This is a genomic window from Isoptericola sp. MSGPD8_1_ISO-PGPR-S23-394, from assembly GCF_058072785.1.
On the sequence record NZ_CM176517.1, the window covers coordinates 3,759,783 to 3,775,127 of the forward strand.

Sequence of the window (15,345 nt, forward strand, 5' to 3'; positions counted from 1 at the left end):
GTCAGACCGCCTCCGGCACCGGTGCGGCGCGGTAGGGCTCGAGCGCGGCCACCAGGTCGGCCGGCACCCGGCTCGGAACGGTGTTCTGGTTGGGGCCGCGCATGCAGACGATCTTCTGCCGGCCCTTGCCGACGAGGGTCTCGACGCCTCTCTCGAGCTTGACGTAGTCGAAGCTGAAGTCGATCCTGCTCGGCCCGAGCTCGACCAGGCTCATCCTGATCGCGATCTCGTCGAAGGCGGCCAACTCGCTGAAGAAGTCGCACTCGACCTTCAGGGTGAAGAGCTTGAGGTCCTCCTGGACCTCTCGCAGGACGGTGGGCGCCTCGTCCTTGAGGAACATCTCCCGGCAGCGGCCCTGCCAGCGCAGGTAGTTGACGTAGTAGACGTTCCCCACGAGGTTGGTCTCCTCGAAACCGACGACGTGGCGGATCTCGTAGTAGCGGGACGACATCAGCGACCTCCAAGTAGTGCGAACATCGTGCTCGGCCCCCCGGTGGGCAGAACCCAGGTGGCGATCCGGTAGGGACCCGCACCGATCACCACGCGATCGTCGGTGGTGGAGGTCAGCGCCAGCCGGATCGAGGGGTGGCCCGCCTTGCGGACGCACTCCATCGCCCCCCACACCCGCGTGGCGGCCTCGTGCAGGTCACCGTCGGTGGACGTGGCGATCTCCCGGGCCAAGGGCCACTCGGCGCCGAGAAGGTCTTCCCACGTGCCGTCGGACCGCTCGACGACCGCCTCGGTGTCGCACGTCACGCGCCCCGGTCCGGCGACGGCCATCGTGAATTCGGCATGGTGGGACGCGGACGCCTCCGTGGCGGAGCCGAGCAGGAGCCGGCCGTCCTCGCGTCGCCGCACCGGGTCGTGCGGCCGGAGGCGGGCCAGCGCCCGGTCCGTGACGGCACGGTAGTCGGCGCGGCTCGCCGAGTCGGTCGGGGCGTGCGGCTCGACGACGACCTCGATCCCCGCCCCGAACAGCTCCTCGGCCCGGCGCTGCAGGTACGGGCCGGTCATCGCCGGGTTCCAGCGCATCGTGCGCGGAGACCGCCGTCGTACCGCGCGGAGACGGAGCCCGGACCACCGCTCGACAGGGCCTGCCTCGTCGAAGCAGTCCAGCCCGTAGGTGTACGAGTCGCCGTCGTGGCTCTCCTCGCGTGCCTCCGACACCACGTCGCGGCCGTCGGTCGACAGGGCGGGGACCACAAGGTCCACGCCCTCGGGAAGCAGGACGGCCTCCGGGACGCAGCACTGGATCGCGTGCAGCATCGCGTCGCGGGTCCCGGGCGCCGCCAGGACGAGCTCCGGCGGATGGACGAGCGAGAACCACTCCGCGCCCGGCCGGGTGCTCAGCTCCGCGACCGACCTGCGGGCGAGCGCCACCCGGTAGCCGCGCACCTGCTGGAATCGGGGCCCCTGGAACATGAGTGGTCCGTACAGGTCGCGTCCCGGGTCCAGCGCCAGGGGAGTCGCCGCGTCCGGCCCGGCTCCGTCGCCCGCCGTGGATGGGGGCGGTGGCGTGATAACGGCGCTGAAGTGGTCGACGGCGAACTGGGTGGAGGACGTGCGGACCACGACGCGGACGGTGTCGTCCTCGACGAGGGCGGCGACCCGGATCGTCTCCGAGCGGTCCGCAGGGACCACGACGGGCCGTTCGAAGGCGAGCTGTGTGAAGGCGAGGCCGTCCCGCAGCGCGGGTCGCAGCGCCACCGCGGCCTGCGCCATCGCCTCCATGCCCATCACGGCGGGGAAGATCATCTCGCCGTCGAGCACGTGGTCCGGCAGGTACAGGTCGGTCCCGGCGGCGAGCTCCGCATCGACGACCAGCTCCACGCCGTCGTAGTGGACCTGCGGCTGCTCGAGGAACCTCAGCAGCGGCAGCTCGCGCGGCGTGTGCCGCATCGTCGCGAACGAGCCGGTCCGTCCGGCGACGACCACGAGCGACGGGAGCGTGGCATCGTCGACCAAGGACGTGACGAGCGCGACGCCCCAGTCGGCCGGGATCGGCTCGATGCCGCGCTGGCGCAGCGACTCGAGCACCCCGAGCCGTTCCCCCATCCCGGCGCCGGACCAGACCGACCACTCGACAGCGCGCACCCTGACGTGCGGGTGCGCGCGCTCGAACGCCAGGACCTCCTCCGTCAGCCAGTCGTTCGCCGTGGCGTAGTGGACCTCGCCCTCCAGGCCCGCCCGGCCGATGATGCTGCCGAACGCGACCAGCAGCCGCAGCCGCGAGACGTCGACGCACGCGAGGACGTTCCGCAGCCCGTGCACCTTCGGGGCGATGGTCCGGTCCAGCTGGTCACGGGTGAGGTCCTTCGCACGCGACGGCTCGTTGGTACCGGCTCCGTGCAGCACCGCGGTGACCGGTCCGATGGCCTCGACGCCCGTCCGGACGGCTCGGGCGACGTCCACGGCGTCAGTGACGTCAGCGCTGACGTAGACGTGCTCGACGCCAGCCGACCGGGCCCGCTCGATCGTGGCGGACACCGCGGGGTCGGTCGAGGGCGCCCGGCCCAGGAGCATCAGCCGGCAGCCGGACCGTTCGGCGATCCGGAGCGCCGAGTCGGCGGTGATCCCTTTGCCGCCACCGGTCACGAGCAGCACGTCCCCGTCCCCGAGGTAGCTCTCCGGCGAAGGCGCCAGGTCGAGCGCAGACCACGTCCGGTGGACTCGGGTGCCGTCGGCCGTGTAGGTGACCTCGGCGAACCCCTGGTTGCGTGCCACGTCGGCAGCCAAGGAGTCCGCGAGCGCCCCGTCGAGGCCGGCCGGGCCAGGCGGCAGGTGCAGCACCGTCACCCGGGGTGACATCTGCTCGAGGTACAGGGATCGGGCTGCCGCGGCCGCTCCGTGCTCGCCACGCTGCAGGACGACGAGCGGGACGCTTCCGGCGTCGTCGAGCGCGGCGATCATGGCCTCGATCGCGTCCGCGCCGGCCTCAGGACCGTGGCCCGCGGTGCTCACGAGCACGCCCGTCTCGACGCCGGAGAGCTCGACGAGCCGGTCCCGGACCCCTTGGGCCGCAGTGTCGGCGGGATCGCCGACGAGGATCCAGACGCCAGGCTCACGGGGTGCCGGGGCGGGCAGCAGGTGCTCGGTGCGCGACTCCGCACCGAACGTCCGGATCCAAGGCCCGGCACCGGCCGCCTTCTCGACCGGGACGGCCACGTCGGCCATCTCGTCGATCATCGTCGCGATCTCGCCGAGGGACGAGGTCGCGAACGACGGGACGCCGCTCAGCGGCCCTCGGTCCAGCGAGCGGACGACCTCGTTCGTGATCTGCGCGACCGTGATGGACGACAGGTGCAGGTCGTCGAGCGGACTGGTCCGGGGACCGAGGACCGTCAGGGGCAGGTCGACCTTCTCGGCCACGACGGCCAGCAGCACGTCGAGGGTCGTCGCTCCCTGGTCGGCCGCCCCGACCTCTTCCCCGGCGTCGGCCACCGGTCGTGGCTCCGTCGGGACGAACCCGAGATCCGGTGCCGACTCGCAGGGGTTGGCGAGGAAGGTCATCGTCTGCCCCGGTTCCAGCGGCCGGTACGCGCGTCCGTCGACGAGCACGTCGGTGTCGATCCGCTGCCCGAGCGCCCAGGTGGCGGCGACGGCGTCCAGGAACGGGGCGAGCGACCCGGCGTCGGTGTCGATGCTCACCGCGGGGACGGTGGGCAGGTTGGCCGCCACCAGCCCGCCGACCGTGCGTCCTGGACCGACCTCCACGACGAGGTCGTGGCCACTGAGCAGCTTGGTCGCGTCGCTGAACCGGACAGGCCGGGTGATCTGGTCGACGAGGAACGACCGGAGGTCCTGGTCGTCCGGGACCGCCGCAGCCAACGACGGCGAGACGACGTCACGCCGCAGCGGTCCGAGGCTCGTTCCCGCGAGGTGCTCTCGCAGCACCGCCGCCGCCCCGCTGCACCACGACGTGTGGAAGGCGTGCTCGACGTCCAGCACGGTGACCCCCGCTCCCGCGCGACCGGCCGCCGCGACGACGAGGTCCACGTCGGTCCGCGAGCCCGCGACCACGGTCAGGGCCGGTGCGTTGTACCCGGCGACCTCGGCGTCGGTGCCCTCCAGGAACAGGCGCGTGCGGTCGGCGCCGGCGCTGACGACGGCCATCGCGCCGTCCCGGGGGATCTCCTCGAACATGGCGCGCCCACGGACGCGGGCCAGCTCGAGCGCCTGGCCGTCGGTCAGCGCCCCGGCCCACGCCAGTGCGGTGATCTCGCCGAGGCTGTGCCCGATCGCGGTCTCGGCCTCGACACCGAGCCGGGCGAGCGCCGCGAGTCCCTGGAGGGACCTGCGCACCACGCGGGGCTGCAGTCCCGCGGTGCCGTCCGCCGCATCGTCCGGGTCGTCCACGTCCTCGGGGCAGAACCTGCGCACCGCGTGCCCGAGGCGCCCGTGCCCGGCGCCCTGACCGGGGAACGCGAACGCCAGCCGCCCCGGTTCCGTGCCGTACCCGTACCACGTCCCCTCGTCGACCCGCACGAGACGCCCCGGCGGGGTGGCGGTATCGGTGAGGAGGTCGACGGCGCGGGTCAGGCGCGCCACGGCCTCCTCCGGGTGGCGGGCGACCACCGCGACGCGATACCCCTCCACCGCTCCGCGCTGCTGGAGGTGGACAGCCATGTCGGTGAGCTCGCACATCGCCGCGCGCCCGAGCGTGCAGATGACCTCGCGGACGTCTTCGACGAGCGCCTCGAGGCTCGCGGCGGAGAACAGCAGGAGCTCGGCGTCCTGGCGGCCGGACACGAGCCGGACCGGGTCTGCCGTGACCGCCGACCCGGTCGGGGCCGGCGCCCCGGGGCCCTCCAGCGCGATGTGCGTGTTGATCCCGCCGAACCCCATGGCCGACACCCCGGCCCGCACGGGCACCCCGGGGTGGTAGGACCCCGCCTGCGTCGGCACGTGGATCGCGTGCGCGTTCTCGGCCAGCAGGGGGTGCGGCTCCACGTGTCCGCTCGCGGGCGGGACGACCTGGTGGTGCACGGACAGGGCGGCCTTGATGAGACCCGCCACGCCGGCGGCCGCCTTGGTATGACCGATGTTCGCCTTGATCGAGCCGAGCGCCGCCGGCCACGGGTCGTCCACCCCTTCACGGGTCGAGGCGAGGGCGGCGATCTCCGTGGCGTCGCCGACGGCCGTCCCCGTCCCGTGTCCCTCGAAGTAGGAGACGGTCGAGGCCTCGTAGCCGGCGCGTGCGTAGGCGTTGGCGAGCGCCCGGCGGTGCCCGCTCTCCTCGGGCCGGGTGATCCCCCCCTTGCCGTCGGACGACATCCCCCAGCCGGTGAGGCACGCCAGCACCGGGCGGCCCTGGGCGCGGGCGTCGTCCTCCCGCATCAGCACGACGATGCCGCACCCTTCGCCGGGCCAGAACCCGTTGGAGCCTCGGTCGTACACCCGCATCTCGGACGTCGCGAGGGCACCGGTCTTGCTGAAGCCGACCAGCTCGAAGGGGTCGATGGAGAGGTCGACGCCCCCGGCCAGGACGACGTCGGCGTCGCCGGACCGCAGGGCGTTCGCCGCGTTGATCACCGAGAGCAGCGAGGACGAGCAGGCACCGTCGACGGTGTAGCCGCCACCACCGAGGTCGAAGTAGTTGCAGAGGCGACCGGCGATGGTGTTGGCGAGCCCACCGGCGAGCATGTCCTCGTTGGCGGCCGGGAACGGCGCCTTGTACGCCTGCTCCAGGTCACTGACGAACGTGTCGATCTCCTCGGTCGCCCAGCCCCGCTCCTCAAGCTGGGCGGACACGGTCCGCCGGACGTAGGGCCAGCGCAGGCGCATCACGTTCGCCCGCGAGAACTCCCCGGTCAGGGTGTTCCCCAGAACGACGGCGGTGGACTCCCGCGGCAGTCCCTCCCCGCCCTCGAACCCTGCCGCTCGTAGGGCGTCTGCCGCGACGTCCAGGGCGAGCCAGTGCGTCATGTCCGTGGAGGTCATGGTCCGCGCGGAGATCATCCTCCGCACCCGGTCGAACTCGTAGTCCCGCAGCACCGCGGCCTTGCCGGCGTAGAACTTGTCCGGTGCCGACGGGTCCGGGTCCCAGTAGTCGGCCAGGTTGGTGCGCTCGGCCGGCATGGTCCGGAACGCGCGCCTCCCGGCGAGGACGTTGGTCCACAGCTCGTCCGGGGTCGCGGCGTCCGGGTACCGCAGACCGACTCCCACTATGGCGATGCGCTGGGACGTCACTGGAATCGCTCCATCTCTCGGGTGGTGACTCGGCGACCACCACGGGACTGCTGATCGAGCCCCAGCATCGACCCGGGGTGCGGTGCGCAGTTCTCCCTGATTGCCGGTCGGCGCCGCGGCGCCCGGGTTGCGCCGACCGGCACCTTCCCACGTGCGGGATGGTCTCGGGGGCGTGGCCCCCGCCCGTGTGGCCGCCTAAGGTCGCGGCAGCATCCACCGACCTCAGGAGACGCGATGTCCTTCTCTTTCACCGGTGCGCTCAGGCTGGCCGTCGCTCCGACGATCTCCTCCGTCACCGCCTCGAGCCTGGGGTTCCCGGGAGCGGACCTACCGGCCCGCAAGGCGCTCGACCAGATCCCCCGGGCCGTCGTCGTCGGCTTCGAGTCGGCGCTCGAGTCCAGCACCCCGGCCGACGTCGCGGCGCGCGTGGACCTGATGGACGAGCCGCTGCGCGGGTTCGGGTTCGAAGGGGCGGTGATGGCCACGACGATCCTGGACGCGACCACCGGAGGGGCACGGACGCGGGAACTGATCGAGGGGCCGGCGCGTCCGCACCACCTGCTGGCGTACATCGGCATCGGCTTCGCGCTGGCCCGGCTGCCCCGCCGGCTCTGGTCCCGCGGCCTGCCCGACCTCGATCTCGACGGCTACCACCCCACGCTGTCGTGGCTCGCCGTCGACGGCTACGGGTTCGACCTCGCCTACTTCCACCGGCACCGGTGGGTGGGGACGGGCGCCCGGCCCCGCCCGTGGCCGTTCCTCGGCGCACCCGGCTACTTCGGCCGTGCGGTCGACCAGGGGATGGGGCGGGCCGTCTGGTTCGTCGACGGCGCCCGTCCGGCGCACGCCGCCGCGACCGTCGACACGTTCGCACCGGAACGGCGCGCCGACGTGTGGGCCGGCGTCGGACTCGCCGCCACGTTCGCCGGCCCCACCGCCGACGTCGACTACGGGTCGCTGGCGCGGCTGGCCGGCCCGCACGCGTCGGACGTGCGGCTCGGTGCGGCCCTGGCCGCCATGGCACGGCACGGGTCCGGCACGGTCCCGGAGCACACACGAGCCGCCACGACCGCCCTGACGGGGTTGTCCCCCGCACAGCTCGCCGAGCTCGCCGACGGCTGCGCCGTCCTGGAGGACGAGGGGACGACGCCGGCCTACGAACGGTGGCGCCGGGCGATCCGGCGGGAGCTCACGTCGGTCGGTGCGGTGGCCTGAGGGGCGCACCGCACCGACATCAGGCCCCGGCCGCCTGCGGAGCGCTCCCGTCCCGGGACCGCTCCTCGAGCAGCGCGCACTCGATCTCCATGGTCTCGCGGACCAGCGCGGCCGACGCCTCCTCGATCCTGTCGCGGAACAGCGGGACGGTGGACGACAGGGTCCCGTCGAACGTGAGCCGTGAACCTCCCTCGGCGGGGTCGACGCTGACACGCCCGCGGAACCGCACGGGCGCGCCGTCGACGTCGATCTCGAACGCACCACCCCGCCGGCCGTCGTCGTCGGGGTGCTCCCACCGCTCGGTCTCGACGACGACCATGACGGGACGCACGAGAGCCTTGACGAACTCGGGCAGCCCGACGGTCGGCAACCGACGTTCCGTCCGCACGGTCGTGCCCGTCGTCAGCTCCTCACGAGACATGCCGAAGTCCCGGGCGCCCAGGCGTGCGGCCTTCTCCGCCTGGAACGCCTCCTCGCACATGTGCGCGACGACCTGCGCCGGCGGCAGCGGGATCGGCTGGCTGAAGGTGAACTGCATGTCGGCTCCTCAGGCGGGGACGGGACGTCGGGTGGGCAGCTCCGCCTCGTAGGCGACGTCCGCGCCGCGCTGCACGAGTCGGTCGATCACGAAGGGGACGGCACGCTCGGCGAGAGCGGCGATGGTGTTGGAAGGGTTCACCGTCAGGGCGGTCGGGACGGCCGAACCGTCGGTCACGAAGATGCCCTCGTGGCCGCGCAGCTCGTGCGTGTGGTCGAGTGCGCTCGACGCCGGGTCGGCACCGATGCGGCACGATCCGAGCGGATGCACCGTGTAGGCACCGACGAGGTCGTTCGTCCACGGGTCGACGGTGCCGAGCCCGGGCTTCTCGATCAGCTCCTTGATCGTCTCGTCGGCCCGACGCCAGGCCGCCACGGTCGACGCGTGGGGGCGGTAGCGCAGCGTGCCCCGTCCGAGGAGCTGCTGGGACAGCCGCACCGCGTTGCCGGACGGCGGCGGCGCGCCGAACTCGCCCTCGTTGTCGTCCTCCACGAGCTCAAACAGCATCATCCAGTTCCGCCAGCGGTGGAGCAGCTCCTTCTTCTCCAGGCCGAACCAACCCGGCAGGCCGTCCGCCGTGCGGGCCTGGGCGAGGATCGTCCCGAGACCGGGTGGGAAGTAGAGCTGCTCGATGGCGAACCGTTCGTGCTCCGGCAGGCTCCCGTCGACCCGGTCCCAGGTGGCGACCACGGGCCCCCGACCGACCTGGAACGCCCCGTAGGGTCGATCGCCGGCCGTGGCGCCCTCGGGGAGGAGGTCTCGGACGGCGTCCTCGTCGATGACGGCCACGTTGATGCGCTCGCCGTTGCCCGAGAAGTACTTGCCGACGGCGTCCGGCATCGTCCCGAGCAGGGGCTCGGAACGCTGGAGGATGACGGGGGTGGCCCCGGCTCCGGCCGCGAGGACCACCACCCGCGCGCGGACCTTCCCGTGCCCCGTCGTGAGCCGGTAGTCGACGGGGTCGACCAGGGAGTACGAGACGACGTAGCCGCCGTCCGGCGCCCGTTCCACCGTCTGGACCTCGTGGAGCGGCCGGATCTGTGCGCCGTGCTCCTCCGCCGCCGGGATGTAGTTGGTCAGGAGCGATCGCTTGGCGTCCTCGACGCAGCCGGACATCATCCAGTTGCAGCTCGTGCACCGGCTCGTGTCGACGGCGGAGGGCAGGGGGTTCGCGGTCCTGCCCCCGTGGTCGCAGATCGCGGCCCACAGACCGCCCGGCTTGCTCACCTCGTCCCAGTCGTGGGTGCTGATCGGCAAGGCCTCGGCGACACGGTCGTACCACGGGTCGAGGCTGTCCCGGTCGACCTCGTCGGGCCACAGGCGCTGCCCGGCGGCCCCGGTCCGGTCGAACACGAACCGCGGTGCGCGCGGCATGGCGGCGAAGTACACGACGCTGCCGCCGCCCACGCAGTTCCCGGCGAGCACGCTCATGCCGTCGCCGGCCGTGAAGTCGAAGATGCGCGTCGACGACGACCCGAACCGCAAGGACTGGTCGAACTCGTCCGCGGAGAGTCGGGGGCCCCGTTCGAGGACGAGGACGCTGGCACCTCCTCGGGCGAGGTGGAACGCCGGGATGGAGCCGCCGAAGCCGCTGCCGACGACGACGGCGTCGAACTCTTCGATGTCGCTCACGCGATGCTTCCTGTCCTCGGGTCGGTCGCAGGGTGGAGCCGGGCCATGGGCACCGAGTACGTGGGGTCGCTCGCTTGCCAGCGGCCGTCGGTTGGGGGCGCGAAACCCATCGCTGTCAGTCCCGGCGCGCCGGTGGCGACCGCCTCGGCGGTCTCGAGGTGCGGTGCGCTGTCGTAGGCCATGGTCGCGAACAGCGCGACGAGGAACCACAGCTCGTGGGCAGGCTCGTCCGGTGCCGTGAGCGCGGCGACGAGGCGTCGGCGGTCCTGGTACGCCAGGTCGGCGAACCGCGAGACGCCGGAGATGTCGTCCGACGACGCCCAGGAGACCGCACGCTCGTCGAGCAGGTCGGCCATCTCCCCGATGCCGTCCTCGATGCCCGTCGCGGGATCGGTCAGCACCTCGAGCGCGCCCGCCTCGACGGCGCCCGGGGTGTCGCTCACCCCGGCGACCGCGATGTCGTCGTCGTACCGGCGACATCCGGGCACGACCGTGTCCGCGTAGGCCTCGAGCGCCGTGGTCTGGGCGGGGGTGAGCGTGGGCCGCTCGCCGCGGGGCGCGACCCGTGGTCGGTCGATGGGGTCGGTGGGTCTCATGCGCTGCTCCTTGCCGTGGGCTGGACCTGTTCGGACGTGGTGCGGGAACGGACCTCGACGACAGCGCCCCCCGCCGGTGCCTGGGACATGCGCGCCCGCGGACGCGGCGTCGTCGGCGAGCCCGGGCGCAGCCGCACCCTGCTCGCGACGACCGCCAGCCAGACGGCGCCCTCCATCGCGGCGAGCGACACGCCCGGGCACGACCGCGGGCCTGCGCCGAACGCGAAGGGGTTCGCGGGCCCCTGACCGGCCGCGGCCCGGCGCGGCTCGAAGGAACGGTCAGGCGTCGCCGCGCCGGGCAGGAGCAGCACCTCGTCGCCGGGACGCAGTCTCACGCCCGCGACGACGTCCGCGGCGACGGCCCGCCGGCTGATCAGCCAGACCGGCGGACGCAGCCGCAGGGTGTCCTGGAACACGGCGTTCGCCACGGTGAGCGAGGCGAGGTCCCCCACCGTCGCGACGCCGGCGTCAGAGATCCGCGCTCCCTCTGCGGCGAGCTCGTCCTGCAGTGCGTCGTCGTGCGCGACGAAGCCCGCAGCCCAGCCCAGCGTGCTGGCGGTCGTCTCGTAGCCGGCCAGGAAGAGCGACATCATGCCCTCCATGCCCGACCAGGCATCTGTCCTCCCGGTCCCTGCCAGGGCCGCCGAGGCCTCGGCGCGGAGGACGTCGAGCGCCGCGGCGACGGCCGCCGCCCGCCGCGGACGCAGCCACGTCGGGACGGCGCCCTGCGTGACCGCGCGAAAGATCGCCTCGTCCTGGATCACGTCGAACGCCTCGTGGACGCGTCGACCGTCGGGTACCCCGAATCCGAAGGTGCGTGCCAGGCAGGTGAGCGTGTAGGACGCCAGGTCGACCGTCAGGTCGACGCGCCGCCAGTCGGCGGCTCCGAGACGGTCAGCAGCCTCGTGGGCGGCCTCGACGACGTGCGGCAGTCGTTCCTGGACGGCTCGGGCACGCAGGTACGGCCTGGCGGCGCTGCGCTGCGCCCTCCACGACTCGCCCTCGGCAGTGAGCAGTCCGTCGCCGATGATCTCCCGTGCGTGGAGCTGCCCCATCCCCTTGATGTACCGGTCCGCCCGGTCGACCAGGACGTGCTTGACCGTCGAGGGGTCGCACGTGACGAGCACCCGGCCCGTCGGCAGCCTCATCACGCACCCGTTCCGGTGCGCCGCGGCGAGCCTCTCGAGGTGCTCGACCCTGGCTCCACCGGTGAGCGCGGCGAGAGCCCCGGCGGTCTCGACCGGCCCGAGTGTGCGCGCGGTGTCAGCCATCGCCCAGCTCACCGGCCAACCCCACGCGCCAGCCCTCGTACGCGAGCCAGTTGCCCGGTCCGCCACGCGGGACGCGCGGGCGGTGACGGTCGACGACCGAGACGACGTCGTCGACCGTCCGGCCACAGAGGACCTCGGCGGCCAGGCGTGTGTGCGCCGTCGTCGTCGACGCCCGCGCGCGGGCCTCCACCGCGAACGCGCACCCCTGACGCACCCAGGCACGATGCCTGCCGGCAGCGTCCAGCACGGCTCGCAGACCGTCCGCGTCACGCCCGCCTGCATAGGTCATCGCCAGGCCGACCCCTGCCCACAACGACGCGTGCTGGTCCTCGGCGAAGCGACCGACGAGCGTGGCCAGACTGTCCTCTGACCCTCCGGCAACGAACCACAGGCCGCGTCCGACGCCCTGCGCGAGGTGCTGCGTCGCCGACCGCGCGCCACCTGGCCAGGCATCGAGCGGGAAGCCCGTCGAACGGGCGTCGAGGACCTTGCGCGTGGAGAAGAACACCTCGTGGAACGCGAACCCGTCGAGAACCAGCGGGACCATGGCCCGGTCGAGGCCGACGACGTCCGGCCACCACCGCCTCGGCAGCCGTGCCATCGCCCACCCCACGCCGACGTGCATGAGGTAGGTGTGCTCGTCGCCGCGCCGGAGCAGCTCGTCGAGGACACCCCGGTTCCACGGCTCGAGTCGCGACCGGACGGTGGTGGCCATGGCGGCGCCCTCCGCGGCGAACCCGCGCCACTGCTCCGGAGTCCGCGCCAGCTCTTCGAGGACGGCAGCGGGTGTGGGCCGGCGACAAGCGGTCTCGAAGCCGTCGAGGAAGGCGTTGCCCACTGGTTCGACGATGCTGCTGCCCCCCACCCACGGCTGGAACCCTCGGCGTCGAGGGTCCACCTGGCTCCGCGAGGGTGTCATCACGCGGGACCGAGCGGTGCGGAGCCGGGTCGCCGCGCGATCCAGCACCGCTGCCCGGGCCGTCACGCCTCGGCTCCGACCGCACCGGCGCGGGTCCGGCGGATGTCGCCCACCTTCAGGGCGACACCGCGCAGGGCGCACGTGATCACCAGGGCGAAGAAGATCGCGTACGCGACGCCCAGGACGATCAGGGCGCCGTACACCGCGGCGGTGGTGAGGCCGAACACCACCTGCCGCCAGGGTTCGGCCGGCGTGGTCCCCGGATCGGTGATCATGTAGTTGGTGAACAGCACGAACGCGACCCCGGTCATCATGCCGAGCGCCGCCCAGCCGTTGTCGTCGAAGAACACGTCCCGGATCACCGCCTGGGCGACGTACCCCCCGACCCAGGCCGCGATGAGCGGCATGCGCTTGGTCAGCTTCGAGTTCAGCAGCGTCCCGGCAAGGACGACGGCCACCGGGATCAGCCAGTCGAAGAACGTGTCGGTGTTGTTGAGGAACATGTAGGGCGGCACGAAGCCGACCGTCGGCATCAGCACGAGCGTCACGCAGATGCCGAAGTTCGACGGGTTCAGGTAGTGGCGCAGGCGCCCCTTGACACGGAGTCTGAAGAGGTACTTCGACCCGACGGCGACGACCACCGCGAACAGGTAGACACCCAGGTTCTGCCCGTAGATCAGCATCGCGCACGCCAGAGCCGCGATGTGCGCCGGCAGCAGAAAGTAGAGCATCTCCTGGGGCCCACCGGCGTACCCCGCCCTGGTCCCCCGTGCCCACGAGTCGACGAGCTCGAGTCCGATGCTGCACGCATAGGCGACGAGGACGGCCACGATGGGGACGATCGGTGCCTGCTCGAATCCGAGGAACACGTGCCCGACGACGGTCAGTGCGGTGATCGAGATCGCGAAGCGCAGCAGCGCGGCCTTGCGGGGGTCGCGCTGGGGTGCGCCACCCGGTGCCGGGGCGGCCGGCGGCGCGGTGGCGGGTGGTGGTGCTGCCGGGGGCGGGGCCTCGTCCAGCACCAGCTCGTCGCTCCTGCCCCGGGTGGGGGTCGTGGTGTCGGTCATCGATCGATCCTCAGCTCTTGGGCGCCCTCGGTGAGGGCGAACGTCGTGGCGTGCTGGCCGTCCGCGTCGACCCATCGGACGGTCGCGGTCGCGTCCGACACGGCGTCGCCGGGGAGGGCGAAGTGGAGCTCCGTACCCGAGACGCCCGAGTGCCCGTTGGCCGGGTACAGCTGCGCCGTCCGTGAGTAGCCGGGGCCCTCGACCGTGACGACGGCGCCGATCACGGGCGTGGGGCCGTGCTCTGCCTGGCGCGTGACGGACAGGGTGACGCTGGGGTGCTCCGACGCACTCGTGTTGATGTGCACCTGGGAGCGGGCCCACTGGTTCGCGACGATGACGTCCTGACGACCGTCGCCGTCGACGTCGGCGACGGAGAACCCGCGGCTGGCCGTGCGATCGTCGAACGGGACGCTCGACCCGACGTCCGCGTACGCGTCCCCGACGGGGACCCAGAGGCGGTTGGGCTCGTCGCCGGAGATGTCGGCGTCGGGGCCGATGCGCATCCAGGACGTCGGGGAGGACAGGATCTGGTCGTTGCCCATCGCCATCTCCTGGAGCCGGGGCCAGAGCTCCTCGGTGCCGACGATCATTCCCGTGGCCTGCACGAACCCGTCGCGCCCGGAGTTGGTCGGGTCGATCGGCTTGATGTCCCAGGACCAGCCGCTCACGGCGAGGTTCACGTCCGCGGCGCGGTCCTCGTACGGGAGCCGGCCCTCGAGCAGGTCCGAGCCCGGACCGGTCGGATAGAAGGCAAAGTTTCCTTCTTGCAGGCCCCATGTCGTCGTGATGTTACTGACGTGGATGCTGGGCAGGTCGGCACCAGGTGCGTAGGAGTACGCCACCCCCATACCCTTGAACGAACCGTGGCCCAGCACCTTCGAGCGGGCCGTCGTGAGGTCGCGGTCGCCGCGCACCTCCCTGAACCGCACGTCGCCCGGGACGGACGTGTTCACCAGCAGCTGGTCGGGACCGAAGTCGTTGGCGACGTACATGTCCGGCAGGCCGTTGCCGGACAGGTCCTGCAGACCGAGCGCCAGGGTCCAGGCCTTCGCGGAGTCCTGGGGCCACCTCTCGGAGACGTCCGTGAACCGCGGGACGCCGTCGGCGTCGGTGCCCGCCCCGAGGAAGAGCCGGTTCTCACCGGCGTTCTGCGCGTTGCCCATCGAGTGCTGCATCTGCATGCGCGGGTCGTCGTCCGCCGCCGGGTCCAGCACCCGGCTGCCGTCCGGGAAGTAGTTGCCGACCGCGATGTCGAGGACGCCGTCACCGTCGACGTCGGCGATGTTCAACGCGGTCGAGTTCCACACCTGCATCGGTTCGACCAGCTCGACGGGGGTGAACCAGTCGGCGGACGGGTCACCGGTCCCGGGCCCGGTGTTCAGGAAGATGACCGGCGAGCGGCCCCAGTAGTAGGCCACGACGTCGGGACGCCCGTCCTGGTCGACATCGGTGGGGACGCACCCGATGGGTGCCATCGTCGCGTCGTAGCGCAGGCCGTCGGGCCGCAGCTCGAACGGCTCGAACTGCGGGCCGCCGCTGCCAGGGACCGGGAAGACCTTCAGGGTGTCGTCGCGGGGATCGGTGAGGCACGCGTCCCCCGGACGCCCGAGCCCGCGCAGGTCGAGAGAACCGACCGAGGCGCCGACGGCGGAGATCCAGGGCTGGATGTGCTCGAGCGCCGGCGCGACCGGACGCTGCTCCTGGTTCCCGGCGGAGTCCGGCAGGTCGTGCGTCGTGAAGGAGATCCCCTCCGCCGCACCCCCGGCGGCCTCGGCCGTCGGCCCCGGCTGCCACGGCAACCAGGCGACGGCGGCGACTGCCAGTGCCGCGACCGGTGCGGCGAATGACTTCAAGGACGGCACAGGAGCTCCTTCGAGGCGTCGTGGTTCAATACGCGGCAGACCGTGCGAGCCACCTT

The 15,345-nt window shown here is 72.5% G+C and carries 10 protein-coding genes; 1 reads left to right on the forward strand and 9 read right to left on the reverse strand.

Annotated elements, in window-relative coordinates; translation table 11 throughout:
* Position 1: 1 nt before the first annotated feature.
* Positions 2–451 (reverse strand): acyl-CoA thioesterase, encoded by a 450-nt coding sequence (locus tag AC3RJ8_RS17335; protein WP_489713790.1) that lies wholly within the window; start codon positions 449–451, stop codon positions 2–4.
* Complete coding sequence (locus tag AC3RJ8_RS17340; protein WP_489713791.1) at positions 451–6,189, reverse strand: SDR family NAD(P)-dependent oxidoreductase; 5,739 nt, start codon at positions 6,187–6,189, stop codon at positions 451–453. The genes AC3RJ8_RS17335 and AC3RJ8_RS17340 overlap by 1 nt, the downstream gene beginning before the upstream one ends.
* Before the next feature lie 234 nt (positions 6,190–6,423).
* On the opposite strand from AC3RJ8_RS17340, the gene AC3RJ8_RS17345 reads away from it, so the two are divergent.
* Positions 6,424–7,404, forward strand: coding sequence for a DUF1702 family protein (locus AC3RJ8_RS17345; RefSeq protein WP_489713792.1), 981 nt, complete (start codon positions 6,424–6,426; stop codon positions 7,402–7,404).
* Between the two features lie 19 nt (positions 7,405–7,423).
* On the opposite strand, the gene AC3RJ8_RS17350 is transcribed toward AC3RJ8_RS17345, so the two are convergent.
* From AC3RJ8_RS17350 to AC3RJ8_RS17380, 7 genes are read right to left on the reverse strand one after another with little or no spacing between them, the layout of a single operon-like run.
* The gene (locus tag AC3RJ8_RS17350; protein ID WP_489713793.1) at positions 7,424–7,942 is read right to left on the reverse strand and encodes a DUF2505 domain-containing protein; all 519 of its coding nucleotides are present in this window, start codon (positions 7,940–7,942) and stop codon (positions 7,424–7,426) included.
* 9 nt (positions 7,943–7,951) lie between these two features.
* Complete coding sequence (locus AC3RJ8_RS17355; protein ID WP_489713794.1) at positions 7,952–9,574, reverse strand: FAD-dependent oxidoreductase; 1,623 nt, start codon at positions 9,572–9,574, stop codon at positions 7,952–7,954.
* The gene (locus AC3RJ8_RS17360; protein ID WP_489713795.1) at positions 9,571–10,170 is read right to left on the reverse strand and encodes a DUF5987 family protein; all 600 of its coding nucleotides are present in this window, start codon (positions 10,168–10,170) and stop codon (positions 9,571–9,573) included. The genes AC3RJ8_RS17355 and AC3RJ8_RS17360 overlap by 4 nt, the downstream gene beginning before the upstream one ends.
* Entirely contained in the window at positions 10,167–11,441 is a 1,275-nt protein-coding gene (locus AC3RJ8_RS17365) for a cytochrome P450 (protein ID WP_489713796.1), read from the reverse strand. The genes AC3RJ8_RS17360 and AC3RJ8_RS17365 overlap by 4 nt, the downstream gene beginning before the upstream one ends.
* A complete protein-coding gene (locus AC3RJ8_RS17370) occupies positions 11,434–12,501 on the reverse strand; it encodes a DUF1702 family protein (protein ID WP_489713797.1) in 1,068 nt (355 codons plus the stop codon). The genes AC3RJ8_RS17365 and AC3RJ8_RS17370 overlap by 8 nt, the downstream gene beginning before the upstream one ends.
* Positions 12,423–13,427 (reverse strand): hypothetical protein, encoded by a 1,005-nt coding sequence (locus AC3RJ8_RS17375; protein WP_489713798.1) that lies wholly within the window; start codon positions 13,425–13,427, stop codon positions 12,423–12,425. The genes AC3RJ8_RS17370 and AC3RJ8_RS17375 overlap by 79 nt, the downstream gene beginning before the upstream one ends.
* The gene (locus AC3RJ8_RS17380) at positions 13,424–15,289 is read right to left on the reverse strand and encodes a CRTAC1 family protein (RefSeq protein ID WP_489713799.1); all 1,866 of its coding nucleotides are present in this window, start codon (positions 15,287–15,289) and stop codon (positions 13,424–13,426) included. The genes AC3RJ8_RS17375 and AC3RJ8_RS17380 overlap by 4 nt, the downstream gene beginning before the upstream one ends.
* Positions 15,290–15,345: the final 56 nt, after the last annotated feature.